This is a genomic window from Oceanicola sp. 22II-s10i (assembly GCF_002210105.1).
Classification (GTDB): domain Bacteria; phylum Pseudomonadota; class Alphaproteobacteria; order Rhodobacterales; family Rhodobacteraceae; genus Pseudooceanicola.
In genome coordinates this window covers 22063-44592 of record NZ_AQQU01000005.1, presented here as the reverse complement: position 1 = coordinate 44592, position 22530 = coordinate 22063, and the positions used below count along the sequence as shown (strand labels likewise).

At 65.1% G+C, this 22530-nt stretch carries 22 protein-coding genes and 1 tRNA gene; 14 read left to right on the top strand and 9 right to left on the bottom strand.

Annotated features, from left to right (window positions below):
- Positions 1 to 28: 28 nt before the first annotated feature.
- Positions 29 to 841: an SDR family NAD(P)-dependent oxidoreductase gene (locus tag ATO6_RS13705; RefSeq protein ID WP_217899003.1), complete on the bottom strand. Its 813-nt coding sequence runs from the start codon at positions 839 to 841 to the stop codon at positions 29 to 31.
- Positions 842 to 1123: 282 nt separating this feature from the next.
- Between ATO6_RS13705 and ATO6_RS13700 the strand changes: the two genes are divergently transcribed.
- Positions 1124 to 1768: a hypothetical protein gene (locus ATO6_RS13700; protein WP_141101999.1), complete on the top strand. Its 645-nt coding sequence runs from the start codon at positions 1124 to 1126 to the stop codon at positions 1766 to 1768.
- 5 nt (positions 1769 to 1773) lie between these two features.
- Here ATO6_RS13700 and ATO6_RS13695 read toward each other — a convergent pair whose 3' ends face one another.
- Positions 1774 to 2436: an SOS response-associated peptidase gene (locus ATO6_RS13695; protein WP_088624855.1), complete on the bottom strand. Its 663-nt coding sequence runs from the start codon at positions 2434 to 2436 to the stop codon at positions 1774 to 1776.
- A 196-nt stretch (positions 2437 to 2632) separates the two neighbouring features.
- On the opposite strand from ATO6_RS13695, the gene hisD reads away from it, so the two are divergent.
- From hisD to ATO6_RS13635, 12 genes are all read left to right on the top strand, one after another.
- A complete protein-coding gene (hisD, locus tag ATO6_RS13690; protein ID WP_088624585.1) occupies positions 2633 to 3937 on the top strand; it encodes a histidinol dehydrogenase in 1305 nt (434 codons plus the stop codon).
- Positions 3938 to 4051: 114 nt separating this feature from the next.
- Entirely contained in the window at positions 4052 to 4531 is a 480-nt protein-coding gene (locus ATO6_RS13685; RefSeq protein ID WP_088624584.1) for a UPF0262 family protein, read from the top strand.
- 2 nt (positions 4532 to 4533) lie between these two features.
- Entirely contained in the window at positions 4534 to 4992 is a 459-nt protein-coding gene (locus ATO6_RS13680; protein ID WP_088624583.1) for a low molecular weight phosphatase family protein, read from the top strand.
- 4 nt (positions 4993 to 4996) lie between these two features.
- On the top strand, positions 4997 to 5389 hold the full coding sequence (locus tag ATO6_RS13675; RefSeq protein WP_088624582.1) for a ketosteroid isomerase-related protein: 393 nt from the start codon (positions 4997 to 4999) through the stop codon (positions 5387 to 5389).
- Positions 5386 to 5967, top strand: a complete 582-nt coding sequence (locus ATO6_RS13670) for a GNAT family N-acetyltransferase (RefSeq protein ID WP_088624581.1) — start codon at positions 5386 to 5388, stop codon at positions 5965 to 5967. The genes ATO6_RS13675 and ATO6_RS13670 overlap by 4 nt, the downstream gene beginning before the upstream one ends.
- Positions 5968 to 6105: 138 nt before the next feature.
- Positions 6106 to 7101, top strand: a complete 996-nt coding sequence (locus ATO6_RS13665; RefSeq protein ID WP_088624580.1) for a hypothetical protein — start codon at positions 6106 to 6108, stop codon at positions 7099 to 7101.
- Positions 7102 to 7377: 276 nt separating this feature from the next.
- A complete protein-coding gene (locus ATO6_RS13660) occupies positions 7378 to 8253 on the top strand; it encodes a carbon-nitrogen hydrolase family protein (RefSeq protein WP_088624579.1) in 876 nt (291 codons plus the stop codon).
- Between the two features lie 141 nt (positions 8254 to 8394).
- Positions 8395 to 8613 carry a translation initiation factor IF-1 gene (infA, locus tag ATO6_RS13655; RefSeq protein ID WP_010137880.1) on the top strand — a complete coding sequence of 73 codons (219 nt, stop codon included), beginning with the start codon at positions 8395 to 8397 and terminating at the stop codon, positions 8611 to 8613.
- A 54-nt stretch (positions 8614 to 8667) separates the two neighbouring features.
- Positions 8668 to 9243, top strand: coding sequence for a nucleoside triphosphate pyrophosphatase (locus ATO6_RS13650; protein ID WP_088624578.1), 576 nt, complete (start codon positions 8668 to 8670; stop codon positions 9241 to 9243).
- Entirely contained in the window at positions 9240 to 10289 is a 1050-nt protein-coding gene (locus ATO6_RS13645) for a ribonuclease E/G (protein WP_088624577.1), read from the top strand. The genes ATO6_RS13650 and ATO6_RS13645 overlap by 4 nt, the downstream gene beginning before the upstream one ends.
- The gene (locus ATO6_RS13640) at positions 10286 to 10504 is read left to right on the top strand and encodes a DNA gyrase inhibitor YacG (protein ID WP_088624576.1); all 219 of its coding nucleotides are present in this window, start codon (positions 10286 to 10288) and stop codon (positions 10502 to 10504) included. Before ATO6_RS13645 ends, ATO6_RS13640 begins: the two co-directional genes overlap by 4 nt.
- Before the next feature lie 79 nt (positions 10505 to 10583).
- Positions 10584 to 10658, top strand: a tRNA-Phe gene (locus ATO6_RS13635).
- A 247-nt stretch (positions 10659 to 10905) separates the two neighbouring features.
- Here the strand turns inward: ATO6_RS13635 and ATO6_RS13630 are convergent.
- On the bottom strand, positions 10906 to 12279 hold the full coding sequence (locus tag ATO6_RS13630; protein WP_088624575.1) for an NAD-dependent succinate-semialdehyde dehydrogenase: 1374 nt from the start codon (positions 12277 to 12279) through the stop codon (positions 10906 to 10908).
- 98 nt (positions 12280 to 12377) lie between these two features.
- Positions 12378 to 14006, bottom strand: a complete 1629-nt coding sequence (locus ATO6_RS13625) for an FAD/NAD(P)-binding protein (RefSeq protein ID WP_088624574.1) — start codon at positions 14004 to 14006, stop codon at positions 12378 to 12380.
- A gap of 207 nt (positions 14007 to 14213) precedes the next feature.
- On the opposite strand from ATO6_RS13625, the gene ATO6_RS13620 reads away from it, so the two are divergent.
- A complete protein-coding gene (locus ATO6_RS13620; protein WP_088624573.1) occupies positions 14214 to 14690 on the top strand; it encodes an MgtC/SapB family protein in 477 nt (158 codons plus the stop codon).
- Between the two features lie 23 nt (positions 14691 to 14713).
- On the opposite strand, the gene ATO6_RS13615 is transcribed toward ATO6_RS13620, so the two are convergent.
- The 5 genes from ATO6_RS13615 to ATO6_RS25450 all read right to left on the bottom strand — a co-directional run bounded on the left by ATO6_RS13615 (position 14714) and on the right by ATO6_RS25450 (position 22086).
- Positions 14714 to 16522 (bottom strand): acetyl-CoA hydrolase/transferase C-terminal domain-containing protein, encoded by a 1809-nt coding sequence (locus ATO6_RS13615; protein WP_088624572.1) that lies wholly within the window; start codon positions 16520 to 16522, stop codon positions 14714 to 14716.
- Positions 16515 to 18572 carry a 3-hydroxyacyl-CoA dehydrogenase NAD-binding domain-containing protein gene (locus tag ATO6_RS13610; protein WP_088624571.1) on the bottom strand — a complete coding sequence of 686 codons (2058 nt, stop codon included), beginning with the start codon at positions 18570 to 18572 and terminating at the stop codon, positions 16515 to 16517. Before ATO6_RS13610 ends, ATO6_RS13615 begins: the two co-directional genes overlap by 8 nt.
- Positions 18569 to 19852, bottom strand: coding sequence for an acetyl-CoA C-acetyltransferase (locus ATO6_RS13605; RefSeq protein ID WP_088624570.1), 1284 nt, complete (start codon positions 19850 to 19852; stop codon positions 18569 to 18571). The genes ATO6_RS13610 and ATO6_RS13605 overlap by 4 nt, the downstream gene beginning before the upstream one ends.
- On the bottom strand, positions 19849 to 21447 hold the full coding sequence (locus ATO6_RS13600) for an acyl-CoA dehydrogenase (protein WP_254919154.1): 1599 nt from the start codon (positions 21445 to 21447) through the stop codon (positions 19849 to 19851). Before ATO6_RS13600 ends, ATO6_RS13605 begins: the two co-directional genes overlap by 4 nt.
- Positions 21448 to 21636: 189 nt before the next feature.
- On the bottom strand, positions 21637 to 22086 hold the full coding sequence (locus ATO6_RS25450) for an acyl-CoA dehydrogenase family protein (protein ID WP_254919153.1): 450 nt from the start codon (positions 22084 to 22086) through the stop codon (positions 21637 to 21639).
- Between the last annotated feature and the right edge of the window lie 444 nt (positions 22087 to 22530).

Here is a 22530-nt window from a genome sequence, read left to right as displayed (position 1 = left end):
CTCGTCGGACCTTGCGGTCCGCCTCGCCTCAGCCTTCGCGGTGACGCCCGGCGGTGGCGCCCGCATCGACCGGCAGCACGACGCCGGTGATCCAGCGCGCGGCGTCCGAGGCGAGGAAGGCGACCGCGTTGCCCACGTCCCAGCCCGTGCCCTCGACCTGCAGCAGCGACCGGTTCTTGCGGCTTTCGCGCAGCTTGTCGTCCATGCCGCGGGTATAGACCATCGGCGTGTAGACCATGCCGGGGCAGATGCAGTTGACCCGAACCCCGTCGCGCCCGTGATGCGTGGCCATCGCCCGGCTCATCTGCACCACCGCGCCCTTGGAGGTCGGGTAGAGCAGCTTGGGGTGGCCGCCGATCAGCCCCGCGACCGAGGCGATGTTGACGATCGAGCCCGAGCCGCGTTCGATCATCGCGGGCAGGCAGGCGCGCGACATCAGCACCATGGAACTGACGTTGACGCTCATCGCGTGGTCCCAGGCCGCCATGTCGACGTCCAGCGCGGTGCCGTCCGGGCCGCCGAGGCCGACGTTGTTCACGAGGATGTCCGGCGCGCCGAGATCGGCGGTGATGGCCGCGATCGTGGCCTTGCACTCCGCCTCGTCGGCGACGTTGCACTTGTAGACCTTTGCCGTGCCGCCTTCGTCCTCGATCATCTTCAGTGTGGCTTCGGCCCATTCGACGTTCTCGTCGATCAGCGCCAGCTTCGCGCCGAGGCGCGCCATGGTGATCGAGGCGGCCCGTCCGTTGCCGATCCCGTCGGACCGCGACCCGGCTCCGGTGACGACCGCGACCCGGCCGTCGAGCGAAAAGGGCGTCATGCCCGGCTGTGCGGCGCTCATGCGGCGGTCTCCCCGAGCGATGGCTTCAGGCTGGTGCGTGTCATGGTCAATCCTCCCCTTGGTCCGGCCTCCCGCGCCGGATGTCCCGGCCATCATGCTGAACCACGGGTAAATTGGAATACCGGCTCGACGGTATTCGTGCATGTGGCGGGTGATGCGAACGCTGCGGTTCCGGATCGAAAACAATCGGTCACATTCCCGCCCAATTCCGGGGGTAGGACATTCGGGACGAAAAAATATGCGGCCCGTATGCCGTACCGACTGAATCGAGAAGGGTAGATCATGTTCTCCAGAATGATGCAGGTGGCCGCGCTCGGCCTGCTCGCCTTGTTCGCGACGCCGCAGACGGCCTCGGCGCAGTGGTGCTGGTTCTTCTGTTCTGACAGTGGCAGCAGTGGCGGTGGCAGCAGCAGCGGTATCGTGCCGGCGACGCTCGGCAACGGTGCGCTGATGCAGACGATCGAGGAAAGCGTGCCGTTCACGGGCGTGACCCACCTGGTGATCCTCACCGGCAAGGGCGCATTCCCCGACCGGTCCTACGTCCAGAACGGCGACCGCTTGCTGTTCGTGAACAAGGCCTCCGGCTCTATCAAGATCGAAGCCTCGAACGCCGAGTGGAACACCGGCACGCTCGGGAACAAGCAGGGCTTCCTCCTGTTCGTGCAGCCCGGCGTCCAGACCGAATTCCGCAAGGTCACATCCTGGTGGGACAACAATGGCATCAGCGGCGATTTCAAGGTGAACCAGACTCCGAGCCAGGTGAACTATCCGAACTCGCAGGTGGGGATCAATTCGATGCTCGGTCTGCAGAAGGTCCCGACCGCCGTGCTGACCAATCTGCTGTCGGAAATCAACGGTCTCCAGGTCGCGAAAGGTGTCACGAACACCGTTTCCGCATCCACTGGCGGGCTGCTCGGTTCACTCTGAGCGCGTCAGGCGTGCAGCGGTTTGATCAGCCCCGCGCCGCTCGCCCTGTTGGAATTCACTTCGGTCCCGACCCGATACATCTCGATCACGTCATCCGGCGCGGCTGTCATCAGCCGCGCCGCGCCCTTTCCGGCCTCGCCCAGCCACAGCGGCCAGTCCTCGGGCTCGAGGATCACGGGGATCCGGTTGTGGATCTCGGCCATCTTGCCCCCGGCCTCGGTCGTCACGATGGCGCAGGTGGTGAAGCTCTCGTCCCCGCGCGCCCAGTCCTGCCAGATGCCCGCCACCACCATCGGCGCCCCGTCGGCCCGGTGGATGAACCACGGCAGCTTCTTGTCGCCCGCCCGGTCCCATTCATAGAATCCGTCCATCGGGATCAGGCAGCGCCGTTCCCGCGCTGCGGCGCGGAAGGCGGGTTTCTCGGCGATCGTCTCGGCCCGTGCGTTGATCAGCAGGGGGCCGTCGTTTGTCGCCTTGTACCAGTGCGGCAGGAAGCCCCACCTCATCCCCGTCAGCCGCCGCCCGCTTTCAGACAGCGAGACGGACATGACGCTGTTGGTCGGGCAGACGTTGTAATTCGGCACCTCGGGCATGGCGTTGGCGGGTGCGGCTTCGAAAAGCTGCGCCATCGCGTCGGGCGGAAGGGTCACGGCGAAACGTCCACACATGGGCGGACAGGGTAGCGTGACGGCGGCGGGGCGCAATCCCCGGCGATGCGCGTGGGGTAGGGTCCTGTTGCCGGTTTCCGAGGGAAACCGGCAAGCCTCCGGCGGGAGTTTACTTGGCCAGATGAAGCAGGGGATCACGCTCTTGAGGGGCGGGGCGGCGGCTTGTATGGGGACAGGGTCATTGACGGAGGTCGCGATGCCCCAGTTCCTGTCGACCGCGGATGCGGATTTCGAGACGCGGTTCGCCGCGCTGCTCGGCGCCAAGCGCGAGGACAGCCCGGATGTGGACGACGTGGTCGCCGGGATCATCGCGGACGTCCGCGCGCGTGGCGACGACGCGGTGATCGAACTCACCGCGCGCTTCGACCGCCTGGCCCTGACGCCCGACACGATGCGATTCTCGCCCGCCGAGATCGAGATGCACGCCGGACGGGTGCCACCCGCCGAGGCGGCGGCGCTGGAAACCGCCGCGCAGCGCATACGCGCCTACCACGTCCGCCAGATGCCCGAGGATGCCAGCTGGACCGACCCCGACGGCGCGACGCTGGGCTGGCGCTGGTCCGCGGTGTCGGCGGCGGGTCTCTACGTGCCCGGCGGGCTGGCGTCCTATCCGTCCTCGGTCCTGATGAACGCGATCCCGGCCAAGGTGGCGGGGGTCGGGCGGCTGGCGATCTGCGTGCCGACCCCGGACGGAGAGGTGAACCCGCTGGTGATCCTCGCCGCGAAGATCGCGGGCGTTGACGAGATCTACCGGATCGGCGGGGCGCAGGCGATCGCCGCGCTGGCCTATGGCACCGCGACCATCGCGCCGGTCGACAAGATCACCGGCCCCGGCAACGCCTTCGTTGCGGCCGCCAAGCGCCGGGTGTTCGGCCGGGTCGGCATCGACATGATCGCGGGCCCGTCCGAGATTCTCGTGATCGCCGACGGCGACAACGATCCCGACTGGATCGCGCTCGACCTGATGAGCCAGGCGGAACACGACGAAAGCGCGCAGGCGCTGCTGATCACCACCGACGCCGCCTTTGGCCGCGCCGTCGCGGCGGCCGTCGACAAACGCCTCGAAACGCTTGACCGCCGCGCCATCGCCGCCGCCTCCTGGCGCGACTTCGGTGCGGTCATCACCGTGCGCGACCTGACCGAGGCCGCCGCCCTGTCCAACCGGATCGCGCCCGAGCACCTTGAGCTTTGCGTCGCCGACCCCGACGCGCTGGCGGCCGATTGCACCCACGCCGGGGCGATCTTCCTCGGCCAGTGGACGCCCGAGGCCATCGGCGACTACGTCGGCGGGCCGAACCACGTCCTGCCGACGGCCCGCTCGGCCCGGTTCTCCTCCGGCCTGTCGGTGATGGATTTCCTCAAGCGGACGACCATGGCCCGGATGACGCCCGAGGCGCTGGCGGCCATAGGTCCCGCGGCCGAGACGCTGGCGCAGTCGGAAAGCCTCGAAGCGCACGGACTTTCCGTCCGCGCCCGCTTGAACCGGCTCAATGCTTCGTGAATAGTCCGCGGACCGGTTAACCGGCTTGCATTTTTCCTGCTGGCTTTTGCTGCAATGCAGCATAAATAGACGCCAGAAGGGGAGGCCCACGCAAGCCAGAGGGGGTCACTGACCATGTCCCATATTGCGCATATCGAACTGGACGACCGGAACCTTCCGCCGCCCACGCCCGAGATCGAACAGGAACGCAAGGTCGCAATGTTCGACCTGATGGAGGAGAATTCGTTCTCGCTCCCCAAACGCGACGACCGGCTGGTGCCGGACGGGCCCTACAAGGTGGGCCTGTCGATCCGCGAAAAGCGGCTGGTGTTCGACATCCGGACCGAAGGCGACGAACCGGCGGCCGAGTTCCACCTGTCGCTCGGGCCGTTCCGGCAGGTGGTCAAGGACTACTTCGCCATCTGCAAGAGCTACTTCGATGCCGTGAAGACCCTGCCGCCGCACCAGATCGAGACCATCGACATGGCCCGGCGCGGCATCCACAACGAGGGTGCCCGCGTCCTGATGGAGCGGCTGGAAGGCAAGGCCGAGATCGACAGCGACACCGCGCGGCGCCTTTTCACCCTGATCTGCGTGCTGCACTTCGGAGGCTGACCTTGCCGCATCCGCTGCCCCAGTCCGTGCTGTTCTGCTGCGACCACAACGCGGTCAGATCGCCCATGGCCGAGGGCATCATGAAGCACTTCTACGGCACCGGCACCTACGTGCAGTCCGCGGGGGTGCACAACGACCTGGAGATCGACGGATTCGCGATCGCGGTCTGCAAGGAGATCGGGGTCGAACTGTCGCGCCACCGGTCGCGCAGCTTCGACGAGATGCAGAAATGGGGCGACGACCTGGGGTCCTTCGACCTGATCGTCGCGCTGTCGCCCGCCTCGCAGAAACGGGTGCTGGACCTGACGCGCTTTTATCACCTGACGGTCGATTTCTGGCCGATCATGGACCCGACCGCGATCGGCGAGAGCCGGGAACAGAAACTCAACGCCTACCGGCAGGCGCGGGACCAGATCGTCTCCGCGCTCAGGGACCGGTGGGGCGATCCGATGCCGGGGTAAGGCGATGCACGACGTGATCCACCGCTACTTCAACGCCTTCAACGCCAAGGACACCGAGGCGATGCTGGCCTGCGTGACCGAAGACCTCGCCCATCACGTGAACGAGGGGCAGGTCCGCACCGGCCGCGCGGCCTTTGCCGAGTTCTGCGCCCACATGTGCCGCTGTTACGACGAGCGGCTGACCGAGATGGTGATCTTCACCGCCGAGGGCGGCACCCGCGGGGCGGCGGAATACATGGTCAACGGCACCTACCTCGAGACAGACGCCGGCCTGCCCGAGGCGCGCGGCCAGACCTACCGCCTGCCTGCCGGTTCGTTCTTTACCCTGACCGACGGCCTGATCTCGCGCGTGACGACCTATTACAACCTCGCCGACTGGCTGCGGCAGGTGAAGTGACCGAAGTCCGGGTCCTCACCGGCCCCGCCCTGCATGCCGCGCTGGACGATGTCGCGCGGCTGAGGATCGAGGTCTTTCGCGCATTCCCCTACCTTTACGACGGCGACCTCGCCTACGAACGGCGCTACCTCGAAAGCTACCTCGCCCCCTCGGCCATCGTGGCGGCGGCTTTCGACGGCACCCGGATCGTGGGCGCCGCGACCGGCACGGCGATGGAGGATCACTCGGACGACTTCGCCGCCGCCTTCGCCGACAGGCCCGAACCGCTGACCGAGATCTTCTACTGCGCCGAGTCGGTCCTGCTGCCCGAATACCGGGGCAGGGGCATCGGCCACGCCTTCTTCGACGCGCGCGAGGCGCACGCCCGTGCGCTAGGGCGGCGGTTCTCGGCCTTCTGTGCCGTCTCCCGGCCGGACACCCACCCGCGGCGACCGGTTGATTACGCCCCGCTCGATGCCTTCTGGCGCAAACGCGGCTGCGCCCCGCTGCCCGGTGTTTCCGCCAGGTTCGCATGGCGCGAGACGGGGCAGATCAATGAGACGGATCACACCCTCCAATTCTGGATGCGCGGCCTGTGAAAGGCCGAATGGGGCGGGTCAGGGATTCCTGACTGTCTTAAATGGAGCGGCCTGACGTAGCGTAAGGGCGCGCCCCGTTTCGGGCGAATGAATTTTCCAGATCTCAATTCAAGCGCATATTTTCAGGAGGAGATTGTCATGCCCTCGACCAGGGAAGTGGAAGACCTCAAGCTCGTCATTCGGGATGGATACCGGCAACCGGACGCCGAATTCGGCCATGGACCCAAGGATGTCATTCAGTGGCCACTGGACGCCGCCAGCAATCAATGGTGGCGGGCGATCCGCGTCCAACTTCTGGCTTACGCTTATGGCAAGGGCGACGAAGGCTCTGACGACGAGCCGGAATTCGTCACCCTGACACGCATCGACAACAGCAACTTCCTGACGCACGAGCCGCCGGAGGCGGAACCGCCCGAACTCGATTCATGGACCCGCGAGGAAGGTGTCGGGCCGCCTGCGCTGCTGTTCAAGGATCTGGACGACCAGCAGGTTCATGAGTTCCGGGTGACCTCGACGGCGTTCGATTCAGACTCCGATACGGCATGGGCCGGGGTCGTGGAAGGCCTTCAGCAGGACATCCGCACGATTGGTTCGACTGCGATCAGCAGCACGATGCTGTCGCAATTCGCGACACCCGGTGCGTTGCTCAACTTCATCATCAAGCATTTCGGCGATGCGGCAACCGACGATCCGGAACAGATCGGCGGGCCGGAGGTCGTGGTCGATGTGCGTGAAGAGTGGCGCCGGCCTGAAGGCGTGACCGAATGGGAATGCCTGAAGTGGACACTTTTCGAAGGCCGCGATGCAGATGACCCTTGGTATATGGCGCTCTGGCGGATCAACCTGTCCGCCAATGCGGGTGCGCTGATGGCGCGCGCGGCGCCGGATTCCCGAGGCGACGACGTGATCGGCCCTGCTCGGCTGCGCGACATGCTGACCCCGCGCCCCGGCGAACTGGCCGCCGCACGTGTCCTGCGGGGCGAGCCGCGGACCAAGGTGGCCGCAGCGTTCGACATGTCCGAGGCCGAGGTCAGGATGGTGACCCGTGCTTTCCTGCGCCAGCCCGCTTCGGTCATCCGCGAACGGCTGTCGATCGCCGCGCTGGCCGAAGCCGACGCCATGCGCTTGGGCTGAGCGGCGACAGGCGGCCATCCCCCCGGCCTTCGACGTCGGTTCGTTCGCCGGGGCGCTGCCTCTCTGATGGGCTTATGCCGGCCAGGTGTGGGCCCATCGATTCAGCACGACCGTTGCGTTCCGTCAGCTTCTCGACCCGACGCTCGTAAGTGGTCGGCACGGGCCTCCCACGCGTCGCCAGATCGGGCAGGCCCGGTTGCACGCCCCTCCGACAGTGGCACCATCGCGTCACCGACGTTATACCGGCGCCAGACCGACACCGCTCCGGAGCCCCTTATGAAGATCGCCGCCGCCTCCTATCCGCTCGACTGGTTCGCCTCGTGGGCGGAGTACGAGGCCAAGCAGACAGCCTGGGTGTCCGAGGCGGCGGGGCAGGGCGCGGACCTCCTTGTCTTTCCGGAATACGGCGCGATGGAGCTTGTCTCTATCGCGGGCGAGGCCACGGCCGCCGACACGCAACGCGCCATGACGGCGGTGTCCGGGATGATGCCCGACGCGAACGCCCTGCACCGCGACCTGGCCGCGCGGTTCGGGGTGCATATCCTCGGCGGTTCCGGCTCGGTCATCGATGACGGCAAGTTCGTGAACCGCGCGTTCTTCCACACCCCCACGGGCCAGACCGGCTTTCAGGACAAGCAGATCATGACCATGTGGGAGCGTGACCAGATGGGCGTGGTGGGCCAGTCTCCGCTCAGGCTGTTCGACACGGCGCTCGGGAAAATCGCGATCAACATCTGCTACGACTGCCAGTTCCCGCTGCTCACCCGCGCCCTGCGCGAGGCGGACCTGATCCTGATCCCCTCGACCACCGAGGCCGCATACGGCTACTGGCGGGTGCGCATCGGCGCGCGGGCGCGGGCGCTGGAGACCCAGTGCGTGACGGTCATGTCCTCGACTATCGGACCTTACGAAAAGCTTGATCTTCTGGCGACAAGCCACGGCGGGGCCGGGGTTTTCTGCCCGCCCGACACCGGATTTCCCTCCGACGGCATCCTCGCCTCCGCCCCCCAGAACCAGCCCGGCTGGACCTATGCCGAGGTCGATCCCGCCGCCATCGCCCGTGTCCGCGCGACGGGCGTCGTCCGCAACCGCAGCCACTGGCCCGAGTCGGAACCGATGGCCACCGAGGTCGAACGGATCACCCTGCGCTGAGCGCGACCCCTGCGTGTCCCGCATGCCCGGCCCCCGCGTTCTGCCGGGCCGCTCGCGCAATATTGCCTTGAAAAAAGGCCGCGATGGCACCATATCACGCGCACTCGCGCGAAATGCGCGGGCCGCAACGAAGGAGATCACATGGCCAAGGAAGACATTCTCGAATTCCCCGGCGTCGTGAAGGAACTCCTGCCTAATGCGACTTTCCGGGTCGAGCTCGAGAACGGCCATGAGATTATCGCACATACGGCAGGCAAGATGCGCAAGAACCGCATCCGTGTTCTCGCCGGCGACAAGGTGCAGGTCGAAATGACCCCCTACGATCTGACCAAGGGTCGGATCAACTATCGCTTCAAGTAATCCCGCACGGGGCCCCACGGGGCCCCGGCGCATGTCGGCCCGGACGGGGAACAGATGAAACTCATCCTCGGATCCGGCAGCCCGCGCCGCCTCGAACTTCTGGCGCAGATCGGCTTGACGCCCGACGACATCCGCCCCCCCGACATCGACGAGACGCCGCTCAAGGGCGAGTTGCCGCGCCCATACTGCGCCCGCATGGCGCGGGAAAAAGCGCAGGCCGTTCAGGCGGATAGCGATGACATCGTGCTCTGCGCCGACACCACCGTCGCGCTTGGCCGCCGCATCCTTGGCAAGCCCGGCGATGCGGGCGAGGCGGCTGAGTTCCTCTATGCCATGTCCGGCCGCCGCCACCGCGTCGTGACCGCCGTGGCCGTCCGCCGCGGCGATCGCCTGTGGGAACGCGATGTCGTCACCAGCGTGATGATGAAGCGCCTGTCGGACGAAGAGGTGAACGGCTACCTCGCCACCGGCGACTGGCAGGGCAAGGCGGGGGCCTACGGCATTCAGGGTCCCGCCGGGGCCTTTATCCCGTGGCTCTCGGGCAGCTACACTGCCGTCGTCGGCCTGCCTGTGGCCGAAACCGCGAACCTGCTGACCGCGGCCGGATGGCCGCTCTGGAGACCCCTATGAAGGGCATGACGATACTGCTGGGCGAATGGAACGGGGCGGAGGCCGCGGCGCTGCTGCGCGACGGGCGACTCGAGGACCTCGTGATCGACACCGACGCCCCGCGCCCCGGCACCATCTACCGCGCCAAGGCGGACCGGCCGGTGAAGGGGCAGGGGGGCATGTTCCTCTCGACCCCCGACGGCAGCGCCTTCCTCCGTCAGGTCAAGGGCCTCAGCCCCGGCGAGCCGATCCTCGTGCAGGTCACCGGCCATGCCGAGCCCGGCAAGGCGATCCCGGTCACCAGCCGCATCCTGTTCAAGTCCCGCCACGCCATCGTCACCCCCGGCGCCCCCGGCCTGAACGTCAGCCGCGCCATCCGCGACGAGGCCCGCCGTGACGACTTGCTGGCGCTGGCCAACGAGGTTCTGGCGGGCCACCCGGTCCTCGCGCTCGATCCGCCCGCCGGGCTGATCCTGCGCTCCGCCGCCGAGGCGGCCGAGGATCATGACATCGCCACCGACATCGCCGCCATGGCCGATCTCTGCGCCGCCGTCCTCGGCGATCTCGCCGGACAGCCCGAGAAACTGGTCGAAGGCGACGGCCCCCACGATTTCGCCTGGCGTGACTGGCCCGACGCCCCGGTCGACGACAGCGCAACGGCCTTCGCCGACCACGATGTGGCCACTCTGATCGAGGCGCTGCACCGCCCCGAGGTGCGCCTGTCCGGCGGCGCCTCCATGTGGATCGAGCCGACCCGCGCGATGGTCGCGGTGGACGTGAACACCGGCGGCGACACCTCGCCCGCGGCCGGGCTCAAGGCCAATCTCGCCGCCGCCCGCGACCTGCCGCGCCAGCTGCGCCTGCGGGGCCTCGGCGGTCAGATCGTGATCGACCCGGCGCCAATGCCCAAGAAGGACCGCAAGAGCTTCGAAGGTGCCCTGCGCGCCGCGCTCAAGGGCGAACAGTTCGAGACGGTCCTCGCCGGCTGGACCCAGATGGGTCTCTACGAGCTCCAGCGCCAGCGCGCCCGCGCGCCGCTGCCGCCCCTGACGGATGGGCCGGCATGAGCTGCCCGATCTGCAACAAGCCGACCGATCCGGCGACCCGCCCCTTCTGCTCGAAGCGCTGCGCGGATCTCGACCTCGCCCGCTGGCTGAACGGCAGCTACGCGGTGCCCTCAACGGACCCCGAGGACATCGAGGCCGCCTTCGACGCACTCGCCTCGGGCGAGGGTGCCAGGCGTGATCCGGACGATCCCGACACGGGTTCGGGCCTGCACTGAAAAACTGCGAAAACCCCTCTGGACACCGCCCGGAGCCTCGCCTAGAACGCTGCAACCCGGAGGCCCCGCCTCCTCCCGTGCCCGGGTAGCTCAGGGGTAGAGCAGTGGATTGAAAATCCTCGTGTCGGTGGTTCGATTCCGCCCCCGGGCACCATTTTTCCAGCCCGCAAATCGCAATCTGACCTTAAAAGCAAGCTTGGTCAGATGGTTGGGTGGGTTGCGCCAAGTAATTTGCTACAGTTTTTGCTACAAAACTTGCTACAGGTATTGGTTCGATCCAACCGTGTTCCGGCATCTGGAGATCACTGAACAGGACAAAGCATTGGCATGTAGATGGGAAAGTGCCGACCAAGCTTTCCTTCGGTTGGCAACAGTATGATGGGTTCCATGAGGCCGAGGAGTCACGCGATGTAGAGCGACTTGGCGTTGACGAACTCCTTCATTCCGAATCCACCGTGTTCACGGCCGTAGCCGCTGTTCTTGACGCCGCCGAAAGGCATGTTTGGGATGGCGAGGTTGTATTTATTGATACAGACCATACCGGTGTCGAAGTGCTTGGCCGCCAGTTCCTGCGCGCGCTTCGCATCTTTCGAGAAGATGCCGCCGCCAAGGCCGTAGCGGCTGTCGTTGGCGATCCGCATCGCATCCTCGTCATCCTTGGCTCGGATCACCGAAGCGACCGGGCCGAACAGCTCGTCATCGTAGGCGGGCTGACCGGGTGCGACATCGACGAGAACGGTCGCAGGATAATATGCGCCGTCACAGTCTGGCACCTCGCCGCCGCACAGCACCTTCGCGCCTTTTGCGACACTCTCCTCGACCTGCTTGGCGAGGTCGTCGCGCAGGTCTGTCCGGGCCATCGGCCCCAGCCCGCTGTCAGCTTCGGCAGGATCCACCATTTTCATTTGCTTCATCTGATCGGTGAAGCGTTCGACAAATGCATCATAATTGGCCTCGGTCACGATGAACCGCTTGGCGGCCACGCAGGTCTGGCCGTTGTTGTAGAGGCGGCCAGCGACACAGGTCTCGACGGCAAGATCCAGATCGGCATCGTCCAGCACGACGTAGGCATCGTTCGATCCGAGTTCGAGCACGGTCTTCTTCAGATATTTCGCGGCCTGCTGAGCCACCACGCGGCCGGCGGCATCGCTGCCTGTCATGGTGACGCCGCGCACCAGATCATTTGCGATGACCTTGTCGGACTGGTCATGGTCGATCACCAGAACGGTGAACAGGTTCTCCGGCAGCCCGGCGCGGTCCATCAGGTCGCGCAGGAACAGACCGCTTCCGGTGCAGTTCGATGCGTGTTTCAAAAGCACACCGTTGCCGGCCATCAGGTTGGCGACGGCGTAGCGGATGACCTGGTAGCACGGGAAGTTCCAAGGCTGCATGCCGTAGATCACCCCGATCGGTGCGTAGGTGACTACGCCTTGGCCATCGGGAATGTCACGCTCCTCATCCGCCAGTTCCTTTGGTCCCTGAGCGGAGGTAAAATCGCAGATCGCGGCGCAGAGATCGACCTCGTCCCGACCGTCGCCGACCAGCTTGCCGACCTCGCGGGTCATCAACTGGGCGAATTCTTCCTTGCTGTCACGGAGCGCCTGGCCGATCGCCTTGATCTTTGCGGCGCGGTCTTCGAGAGACACCAAGCGCCATTTGTCGAAAGCGTCGTGGCAGGCGCGGATCGCATTGGTCACTTCGCTGTCGGACATGAGGTCGTATGTCTCGATAAGATCGCCGGTGGCGGGGTTTATGGTCTTGATCGGGCTGCTCATGGGACGCTCCTGTTGTGTTCTGGGTCCGTGGAAAACGCATCGCAGCGGGTATGTTTCCCTCTCTTGCGAAAAGTTGAGCGGCGGACTGGCGGGGACTGTCAGGGCATGCGGCTCAGAACGCCGTCTGCCCATCTCGACGAGGCCTCGCCGAAGCAATCGTGCAGACTGTCGGCGGCAATGACGCTTCCAAGCGCGAGGCGCCCCAGAAGGCTCAGCCCCGGAACGGGCTTGTCGTTCCGGTCGATCAGCCGTCCGTCCGGTGCGGTGCGGGCGCCGAGGTCTTCCAGCGTGGTGAGGTAACCGCCGTGTATCAGGCCAGACACCAGTGAGGATGTGACCTTTGTCGGATCAGGCGAGGGCAGGACGCCGTCGATCATGATCTCTGCCGCGGCGCTGTGGTCCCCGTTGGCCAGATGCCAGCCGGTATCGGTGAGCGTGATGTCGGGATCTTTTGCCAGATCGACTGTGACGATCCCGGCCTGGATCAAAGCCAGCAGTTCGCGGCAGGCGCTGACTGGCGGGCCGTAGGAATAGCGTTTAAGCCCCTCGTCGAAGCCGACGATCACCGTCGCCGTCTCTGGTGGCGTATCGGCCGGGTTGTAGCCCTGACGCAGCGGGTCCTGCCATTTCCGCCAGAGCTGCCCGACGGCATACCCGATCGTGGGCGGGAGGCTGCCGTCGGCCATGGCGATGCCCTGCGTCAGGGTCTCCTGCGCCGGGGCGGTTTCCTGGGCTCCGGGATCGGTCCATTCCCGGTCCAACCAGTCGCGGATCGCCGTGTCGTTCGTTCCTTGGGAGAAGGCTGACAGGATGCGGTGGACCGGAGAGATAAGCGCGTCGGTCAGGAGGGCTTTGGCCTCCGCCGCCGATCCGACTGAAGCCTCAAATACGGCCCTGGCGAAAAGCGCGGTCTCGTCCGGGGTCGGTTCGTATCGGGCGTTTATGTCGTCGGTTTCCGGTTTGGGGTAGGGCGGCTGTCCGTCCAGCGAAAACGGAATGATGCAGGCGGGTTCTTTGCCCGAAGGGATGTAGCCATCGTCGGAAAATTCCCCGCCCAGTCCAATCGTCAGCACACGGATGACATCGAAGGACGACAGGGCGAAGCCCCTGACCGCGACTCTGTGCCCAGCCCAATTCTCCGCAGCCGCTTGCAGTCGGCGGGCCGGGTATGCTTCGGCGAGCTCGGCGTCTGTGTGAGCTGCATGCTCCTGCCATTCCGCAAGCTGGTCGTCGGGACGGATCGGAGGCTGGCCGGGAACGATCAGAACCTCGTCATAGGGGCCATGCGATTTTGGCCCGACGCTGAGTTGCCAGCCGTCTTCGCCTCGCAGGACGCGTTCTATGGTCTCCGGCACCCGCGTTATCCGCAGGTGCGACGGGGCGTGCGCCAGTCTCGTAAATCGTTGGTGAAGATATTTGCCAAGATCGGCCCGCGGAGGGAAAGCGTCCTCATCCATTGACGGGGTCATCCAATCGGCGAATGAACGCACGTCGAGCTCAGCCGGTGCCCGAAGATGGATATCCCGGAGTGGAATATTCAGCAAGCAGTGAGTGGGTTCGCGTGGATCAAAGTTCGGACCGGCACCGGGGTGCGCATGGGCATCGAAAATATCGATCTGAAGATGGCGTTCGCTTGATCCTGCGGCTTGCAACAACGCTTCGAGGGCGCCGAGGCCCCTTGGTCCAAGGCCGATGATTGCGATCTTTCCGGCGGTCTGTCTGTCCATAGAATGCTATTCGTTATTAGTTCAGGGTCGGTATAAGCGTGTTTGGCAAAATCCTCAGGTATTGATTGATGCAATGCGATAGACAGACGGCGAACGGGAATACAGGTCTTCAAGGTCGTTCTTGAAATAGCCCGGATCGGAACTCTGGCACTCTCTATTTGGTTCCTCTCTCAACCGAGTTCAAAATTCGAAGACCTGACTGACCTAATGACTGATATTTTACAAACACTTACGACGGAATTTTCCGGACACAGCACGCTGCCCTGGCCGGTGGTCATGGTCCGCATCCTCGGCGCGCTGTTGTTCGCCGCCATAATAGGCTTCGAACGTGAAACCAAAGATCATGCGGCGGGGCTCAGGACCCATATGCTCGTCGGGTTGGCAGCAGCCTGCTATTGCCTTCTGGCCCTTGATCTTGTCGGCAGGGATTTCGGCGATGACGTGCGCATGGACCCAGTCCGGATGATCGAGGCTGTCACGGGCGGTGTCGCGTTTCTGGCGGCGGGTCTCATCGTCTTCACACGCGGTGAGGTCAAGGGGCTGACCACCGGTGCGAGCCTCTGGCTTGTCGCCGCGATCGGGACCGCCACCGGCCTTGGTGTCTGGTCCATAGCGCTGGCCGCGACAGGGCTGTCGCTTTTCATCGTGGGGGTTTTGAAAAAGTTCGAGAGCAGGGTGGCGTGAACGGCCACGCCACGCCGCCGGTCTTAGGTAGAACGGCGTATAGCCCCAGTCAGGGCATAGGCCATCGCGCGGTCTTTCAAACCTTTGGGCTGGTCCAGCCCCATCCGAGCCAGTAGGCCATCCGGCCGTTCTGCGGTCATTCCGTTGAGGATGAGCCTCGCCAGCCCCATGGTATCGCCCTGAATGCCCGACAAAACTGCGAGGGCCGGCAGCAGGCGGCGTTCTTTTGCGTCGAAGTCTGTGCCGAAGGGAAAGTCCGGCAGGTCGAAAGGGCGCAGCCACTGCCTGACCGTGTCGGGCGTGTTGCGCTTTGCCCTTTCGGGCAGGAGATAGTCCGCGGCAATCTTGCCCGATGATTTGGCCCGCTCCATCAGGTCATCCTGAAACCGGCCGTCCGTGATGGCCAGCATGCGGGCAATCGCGTCCTCGTCACGCTGGCCGCGAAGGTCGGCGATCCCGTATTCGGTCACGATGATGTCGCGATAGGCGCGGGGCACGCTTTCATGCGGGTGATCCCAGACGATGTTGGATACCGTCTTGCCCTTGCTTGTCCGGGTTGCGGGAAGCGTCAGGATGGATCGGGCGCCGTCCAGCGCAAAGGCTTGTTCGATGAAGTTGAACTGGCCGCCGATCCCGCTGACCTCCTGCGCTGATGACGTGATATCGCTGACAGCGCCGCCAAGAAGGGTAACCTTCATGGCGGCATTTACGAAACGGGCATCGGTTCGGGCGGCGCGCTTGGCGGGCTCGTTGCCGTAGAGCTGGTTGGTGAAGCTCACCGGCATCATTCGGATTTTGTCCCGTTTAGACTGGGGCAGGGACCGGAGGCGGTGGTAGAAGTCCCGGCAGTCGACGAAGAACCCGGCATGGATTGCGGCGCCATCCACCTCGCGCCGGATGACACCGTTTTCGAACAGGTGAAGAAGGCCGTCGACCAGCATTTCGGTGACGGCATAGAGGCCTGTGTCGAATGCGCCTTCTTCATCGTAGCCCTCTCGTGCGAAAGGATTGGCCGCATGGATTTTCGGGAATCTCCCGGATTGCCGGAGCAGCAGGGCGTGCGCGACGGCGTCACCAATCGCGCCGATGCCGATCTGAAGCGTGCCGCCATCAGGCACCGTGCTGGCGACATGCAGGCCGATCGCATGTTCCGCCAGACCAACCGGACGTTTGACGACTGAGAAGAGTTCGAAGTCCGGCGCGGAGTCGAGACAAAGGTCGACTTCGTCCCGCGGTAGGCGAGCCTCGGGTCCGGACATGGCGGGCAGGTTGGTATTGGTTTCTCCGACGACAAGGAAATCCTGCTGCCCCTCACGCCGGGCGCGCAGCAGGTCCGCAGATATGTCTGTGTTGCAGGACAGGCTGAAATCGTTGCCGAGCGGAGCTAAAAGCTGCATCAGAACGTTCGGCTTCCAGGCGGCCAGCACATCGTAGGCATGGGTGTAGTTCGAGGGGATATATCGCCGCTGCATTACGGGCACGCCGATCCATCGGCCGGCCAGAAGGAAGAACTCGGAGACCTCGATGTTCGGGGGCAGGGTCCCGTCACGCATCATCGTCGCGTAGTCGAGGGCCGGGTATCTGCCGAACAGCCGGTCCGCGGCGGGTTCAAGAAAACGGCGCGCCATGTCCTCGGACATGTCCGGTCGCTCAAGCGTCAGCGCGGTCAGGATCGACAGGCGCGTGTCCGGGCGCTTCGCAACAGCACGAGTGAGCGCGTTGACAAGCGTGACTGGCTTGCCGAGGCCAAGGGGCAGGGCAAGCCGGATGTCGCCCCCGGTCCGGTCGATGATCTCGGCGGCGATGGCGTCGGCTGTGAGCGGCTCAGCCAAGGCTGTCCCAACCGGGATCGGGATCGAACCGCGGCCCGTGTTTCTCGGCCAGTCGCCGCAGTGCGTCAGGGACGTCGCCGCGCACCTTCGCGTAGTGCAGAGGGCCGCCGCGGAAGGGTGCCCAGCCGGTGCCGAAGATCATCGCCGCGTCGACCGTGTCCGCATCCGGCGCGACACCCTTGCGCAGCACCTCGACCGCGGCATTGCACATGGGCAAGACCAGCCGGTCGATCACCTGCTGATCCGGGTCGTCCTCGGGGGTCTCGGGCGGGTCCTCGCTGTTGTAGTCGTAAAGGCCCTTGCCGGCCTTCTTCCCGGTCTCGCCTCGTTCGACCTTCTCGCGCAGCCAGTCGGGCGTGTCTGCAACCGGCGTGTCGAGGCCTTCCTTCAGCGACCGCCCGACCTCGAGGCAGATGTCCAGCCCGACCTGATCGGCCAGCGTCACCGGCCCCATGGGCATGCCGAATGCGAGTGCTGCGCGGTCTATCGCGGCCTTGTCGTGGCCTTCGTCCAGCATCAGCATCGCCTCCATCATGTATGGCGCAAGGACGCGGTTGACGAGAAAGCCGGGGTAGTCGGTGACCCGTGCGGGAAGGCGGTCGATGCCTGTCGTGAACGCCGCCAAGCGGTCGAGCGTGTCCTGCGAGGCGAGGTCGTGAGAGACGACCTCGACCAAAGGCATGCTGCTGACCGGGTTGAAGAAATGCAGACCGGCAAAACGTTCCGGGTCGGGGGCCGCGTCGAGGAGGGAAGCGAGGGGCAGGCTCGACGTGTTGGTCGCGAGGATCGCGCCGGGCTTCATCTCGTTGGTCCGTTCGGCATAGATCGCTTCCTTGACCTCGGTCTTTTCAGGGCCGGCCTCAATGATCAGGTCGGCGCGCGCACGGCCCAAACGATCCGGATCGGGCATCAGCCGGTCCAGTGCATCGCGCGTGTCTATCCCGCTCAGATGCTTGCGCTCGTATATCCGGGTTGCGCGGCGGATCGTCTGACCCAGAGGGGCAAATTCCACGTCCTCTATCGTCACCCGTTTGCCCTGCATGGCGGCCCAAGCGGCGATTTCTCCCCCCATGGCACCAGCACCGATGACGTGGACATGGGCGATGCCGTCCTCGCCCTTGCCTGTCGATTTCAACCGCTGACGCAGGAAGAACACCCGGATCAGGTTCTGCGCCGTGGTGCTGTCCAGCAGGGTCGCGAAGGAGGCGATCTCGGCCTTCTGCATCTCGCCAGCGTCGCCGCCGTGGCCTTCCCACAGGTCGATCAAGGCGAAGGGTGCGGGGAAGTGAGCGCAAGGCGCCTTCTTTTCGCTTTCCGACCGCATCCGCGTCGCCGCAAGGCCGCGCGCCGCGCGGGTGCGCAGGGCCGAGGCGCGAAAGCTGCCCTCATGGTCCAGACGACCGGAGGCTGCCGCAGCAATGGCCGCATCGACATGCCGTTCAGGCACAAGTGCGTCGATGATCCCAAGCTTCCTTGCCTTGCGGTCATGCGCGCTTCGGCCGGTAAGCATCATCTGCATCGCCTCGACGGGGTCGATCAGGTTGGTCAGCCGGAACGTGCCGCCGAGACCGGGATGCAGGCCAAGCTGGATTTCCGGAAAGCCCAGCTTGACGCCGTCCACGCCGATCCGGTGATCGCAGGCCAAGGCCAGTTCGAAGGCGCCGCCGAGCGTCGTGCCGTGCACCACCGCGACGGTCGGGAAGGGCAGGGCGGCCAGCTTGTCGAGCACGCCGTGACCCTGGCGGAGCATCGTCACGGCGTCTTCCCCGCTGAGCTCGGAAAAGCCTTCAATGTCCGCGCCAGCTCCGAACCCGCCGTGCTTGGCGGACCGGATCGCCAGAACATCGGGGCGGGCCATCTTTGCCTCGTCCAGCAGGGTGTCGAGTTCCCTAAGGACCACTTCGGAGATGACGTTGGTGCCTGTGTCGGCGCAGTCGAGCCAAAGAGTGAGGGTTCCGTCACGCTCCTCTCGCCGCCAGTTTGTCGCATCGGGCGCTTTCTGCGCGTCGGTCGTTTCATCAGGGGTGATTTCGTCGAGAACGTCGGTCATGCGGCCTCCAGCAACATCGCGCCGCCCTGGCCGCCGCCGATGCATTCCGTTGCGATCCCGCGCTTGGCACCGCGCGCTTTCAGGGCATTGGCCAGGTGCAGGACGATGCGGTTGCCACTGGTCCCGACCGGATGGCCGAGGCTAATCGCCCCGCCATCGACATTCAGATGCCCTCGATCGATCCGGCCGAAGGCGGCATCGTAGCCCAGAACGTCGCGGCAGAAATCATCGTCCTGCCACGCAGAAAGGCAGGCCAGAACCTGCGCGGCGAAGGCTTCGTTGATTTCCCAGAGGTCAATATCCCCGCAGGCCAGACCGTGGCGTTGTGCCAGAGGCGTGGCGGCAAGAACCGGGCCCAGCCCCATGATGCCGGGATCGAGAGCGGCCCACTGGCTGTCAACGATCCGCGCGATCGGCTCCAACCCATGCGCCTCGACGGCGGTTTCCGAGGCGAGGATCACCCAGGACGCGCCGTCGGTGATCTGGCTGGAATTGCCCGGGGTAACCTTGCCGTAGGGTTTTTCAAAGGCCGGGTCGAGCTTGGCCAGCTTGTCGACGGAGGAATCCGGGCGCACGCCGTCGTCGTGCTCATGCGCCTCTCCGTCGCGGTCGAAGACCGGCAGCACCTCGCCCTTCAGTCGACCTTCGGACTGGGCTGCGGCGAGGCGTCTGTGGCTTTCGACGGCATAAGTGTCAGCGGTCACCCGGTCGATGCCGAAACGATGCGCCAGCACTTCAGCTGTCTGGCCCATGTTGAGTGAGGTGATCGGATCGGTCAGACCACGCTCGAGCCCGATGACGGGAGAGAAGAAATCGGGGCGCACCTCGGCGAAGGCCTTTGCCTTCTCCATAGGCCCTTTCGCGCGGGCCATCTGACCGAACCATTCGGTGGCGTCCCGGCTGTAGACCAGCGGAGCGTGGCTCAGCGCTTCGGTGCCACCGGCGAGGATCATCTCGTGGCTACCGTCGCGAATGTAGCGGAAGGCGGTGTCGATGCTCTGCATGCCCGACCCGCAGTTGATCTGAACGGTGAAGGCGACCTGTTGTTCGCCCATGCCAAGGCGCAGCGCCGCAACGCGGGCAGGGTTCATCTCGTCCTGGATCACGTTCACGCAGCCGAGGATGACAAGGTCGAAGGCGGTCGCCGCAAACGGTTGACGCATGAGCAGAGGCCGTCCAGCCTGAACCGCCAGATCGACCGGAGTGAACGGGCCGGGCTTGCCGCGTGCTTTCAGGAAGGGCGTCCGGGCGCCGTCGACGAGGTAGACGCGGCGGCTCATTCTGCCGCCTCCGGCCAGGTGGCCCGGCTGGGCCTTTCGGGGAACAGACGCGCAAGTTCGTCGGGCGTGTAGTCGTCCACGGCGATCACTTTCTGCACTGCGTCCTCGACCCGCTTTAGCTGTTCGAATTCGGCATCGGACAGGATACCGGCCTCGAGCGCTTCACGCGGCGTTTTGCGGGCGGTGCGCAGCCGTTTCGTGATCGGTTCGGCCTCCATCACCAGTTTGAAAGCTGTATTGAGCAAGCCAAGACCGCTGTCAGGCTTTGGCGGATAGGCACCCTTGACCAGACGCTCGCGCGATGCGCTCGGTTCATAGACGAGTTTCGCCACGGCCTCCGTCACCTTGTCGGACGGACCCCGTGCGCGTGCGCCAGGTCGGATGATCGGGCGCAGCATCCAGCCGACCCATTTCGCTGGCATGTTGGCGATGGTCTCGTCGAGCGCCCGGCCGATGCGGGCAAAGCCTGTGTCGGCGGCGTGGTGCACGAGCGGCAGGTCTTCCTCGTTGCGGCCTTCATCCTCCCAACGTTTCAGCGTGGCGGCGATCAGATACATTTCCGACAGGGCGTCGCCGAGGCGGGCAGAGATCATCTCTTTCCGCTTGAGGGCCCCGCCGAGGGTCAGGAAGGCCATGTCGGCGGTCAGGGCGAAGGCCGCGGACCAGCGGGACAGGCGACGATAGACCGGAGCAACCTTGCCCGCATCCGATGGCGCAACGCCGCGCCCGGTCCAGGCAGACCAGCCAGCGCGGAACGTGGTGCGGACGGAGTGGTTCACATGGGCCCAGAAGTGCCTGTCGAAATCAGCGAGCGACTTATCTTGGTCGGGCTCCTGGAGAGCCTGCATTTCGTCCAAGAGGTGGGGGTGGGCCCGGATTGCGCCCTGACCGAAGATGATCAGGTTGCGGGTCACGATGTTGGCGCCCTCGACCGTGATCCCGATCGGAATGGTCCGGTAGATCGGTTGCAAATAGTTCAGCGGGCCGTCGATAACCGATTTGCCGGAGTGCACGTCCATCGCGTCGTTGATCGCGTCGCGCATCCGGTCGGTCGCATGGTATTTCATGATGGCCGAGATGACGGCCAGCTTGTGTCCTTCGTCCAGCGCCGCCGTGGTCAGCCGACGGCCAGCGTCGATGACATAGGCGCTCGACGCGATCCGGGCCAACGGCTCCTGCACCCCGCCAAAAAGGCCGATGGGCAGGTTGAACTGGGTGCGGATGCGGGAGTAGGCACCTGTTGTATGCGCCGCCATGGCTGTCGCCGCCGCCGACAGAGAGGGCAGGGATATGCCGCGCCCGGCGGCCAGTGCGCTCATCAGCATCATCCAGCCGCGTCCCGCATAGTCCGGTCCGCCGATAATGTGGTCGAGCGGGATGAACACGTCTGTGCCGGTGGTCGGGCCGTTCTGGAACATGGTGCCCGAGGGGAGGTGGCGTCGTCCGACCTCGACCCCAGGCAGGTCGGTCGGGACGAGAGCGCAGGTGATGCCGTGTCTTCGGTCTCTCCCAACAGGCCTTCCGGATCGCGCAGCTTGAAGGCGAGCCCAAGGACCGTGCAGACCGGGGACAGGGTGATGTAACGCTTGGCCCAATTAAGGCGGATGCCGAGCACCTCTTCACCGTTCCACTGGCCTTCGCAGATGACCCCGTCGTCAGTCATCGCCGAGGCGTCGGAGCCGGCATCTTCGCTTGTCAAACCGAAGGCGGGAAGCTCCTTGCCGTTGGCCAGCCGGGGTAGCCATTCCTTCTTCTGGTCGTCGGTGCCGAACTGGAGGATCAGTTCACCGGGGCCGAGGGAATTGGGAACCATGACGGTCACCGCCGCAACGACCGAATGACTCGATGTAGCGCACCACCTCGGAGTGGGCGTAGGCGGAAAATCCAAGCCCCCCGTGCTCTTTGGGGATGATCATACCGAAGAAGCCGTTTTCGCGCAGGAAATCCCCCGCCTCGGAGGGAATGTCGCCGGTGTGGTGGTCAATCTCCCACGGGTCGATCATTTCGCAGAAGGCGCGGCAGGGGCCGTCAATGAAGGCGGCTTCTTCGTCGGTTAGTTGCGGCGCCTTCATGTTGCGCAGTAGAGTCCAGTCCGGTTTCCCGGTAAACAGTTCGGCTTCGAAGTGGACGTCGCCGGAGTTGATCGCTTCGGCTTCGGTCGCAGACAGGGTTGGAAGCACCCCTTTGGCCCATTTGTGAATTGGTCGGGTGAGGTAACGTTTCCGAAATGACATCTGCGATCCTCCTGCATTGGGAACGCTCTCGCTTCGGAGGAGGTTCCTGACAGATCGGGAAAGCCTCGGAACCCTGCCCGCGAGGTCTCCGTTGGCCTTCCATACTTCTGAAGGAGGAACGTCATGAAATATGGTTGGAGACTTATATTCATTCCGCTTTGGGCCCTGTGCATTGCGGGCGCGGCGGTAACTGCGTTCCTGGCGCTCGGATGGGTCGGTTGGGAGGCTTTTGCCGTGGCTGCGGTCATGGGCGCGGTGGCCGGTATCCCGGCGGGACTATGGAACACTCACAAGGTCCGGCGCGACGATCCTGCGTGGTCCTGAACTCTGTCGAGCCATCCTGAGGGAATGCAGCCGGGATGGGCGAAGGCGGTGTTATGGGCCAGCCGGGATCGTCGCGCTGGCCTGACAGGCCCGGGAACTTTTGCGCACCACTCACGTTCT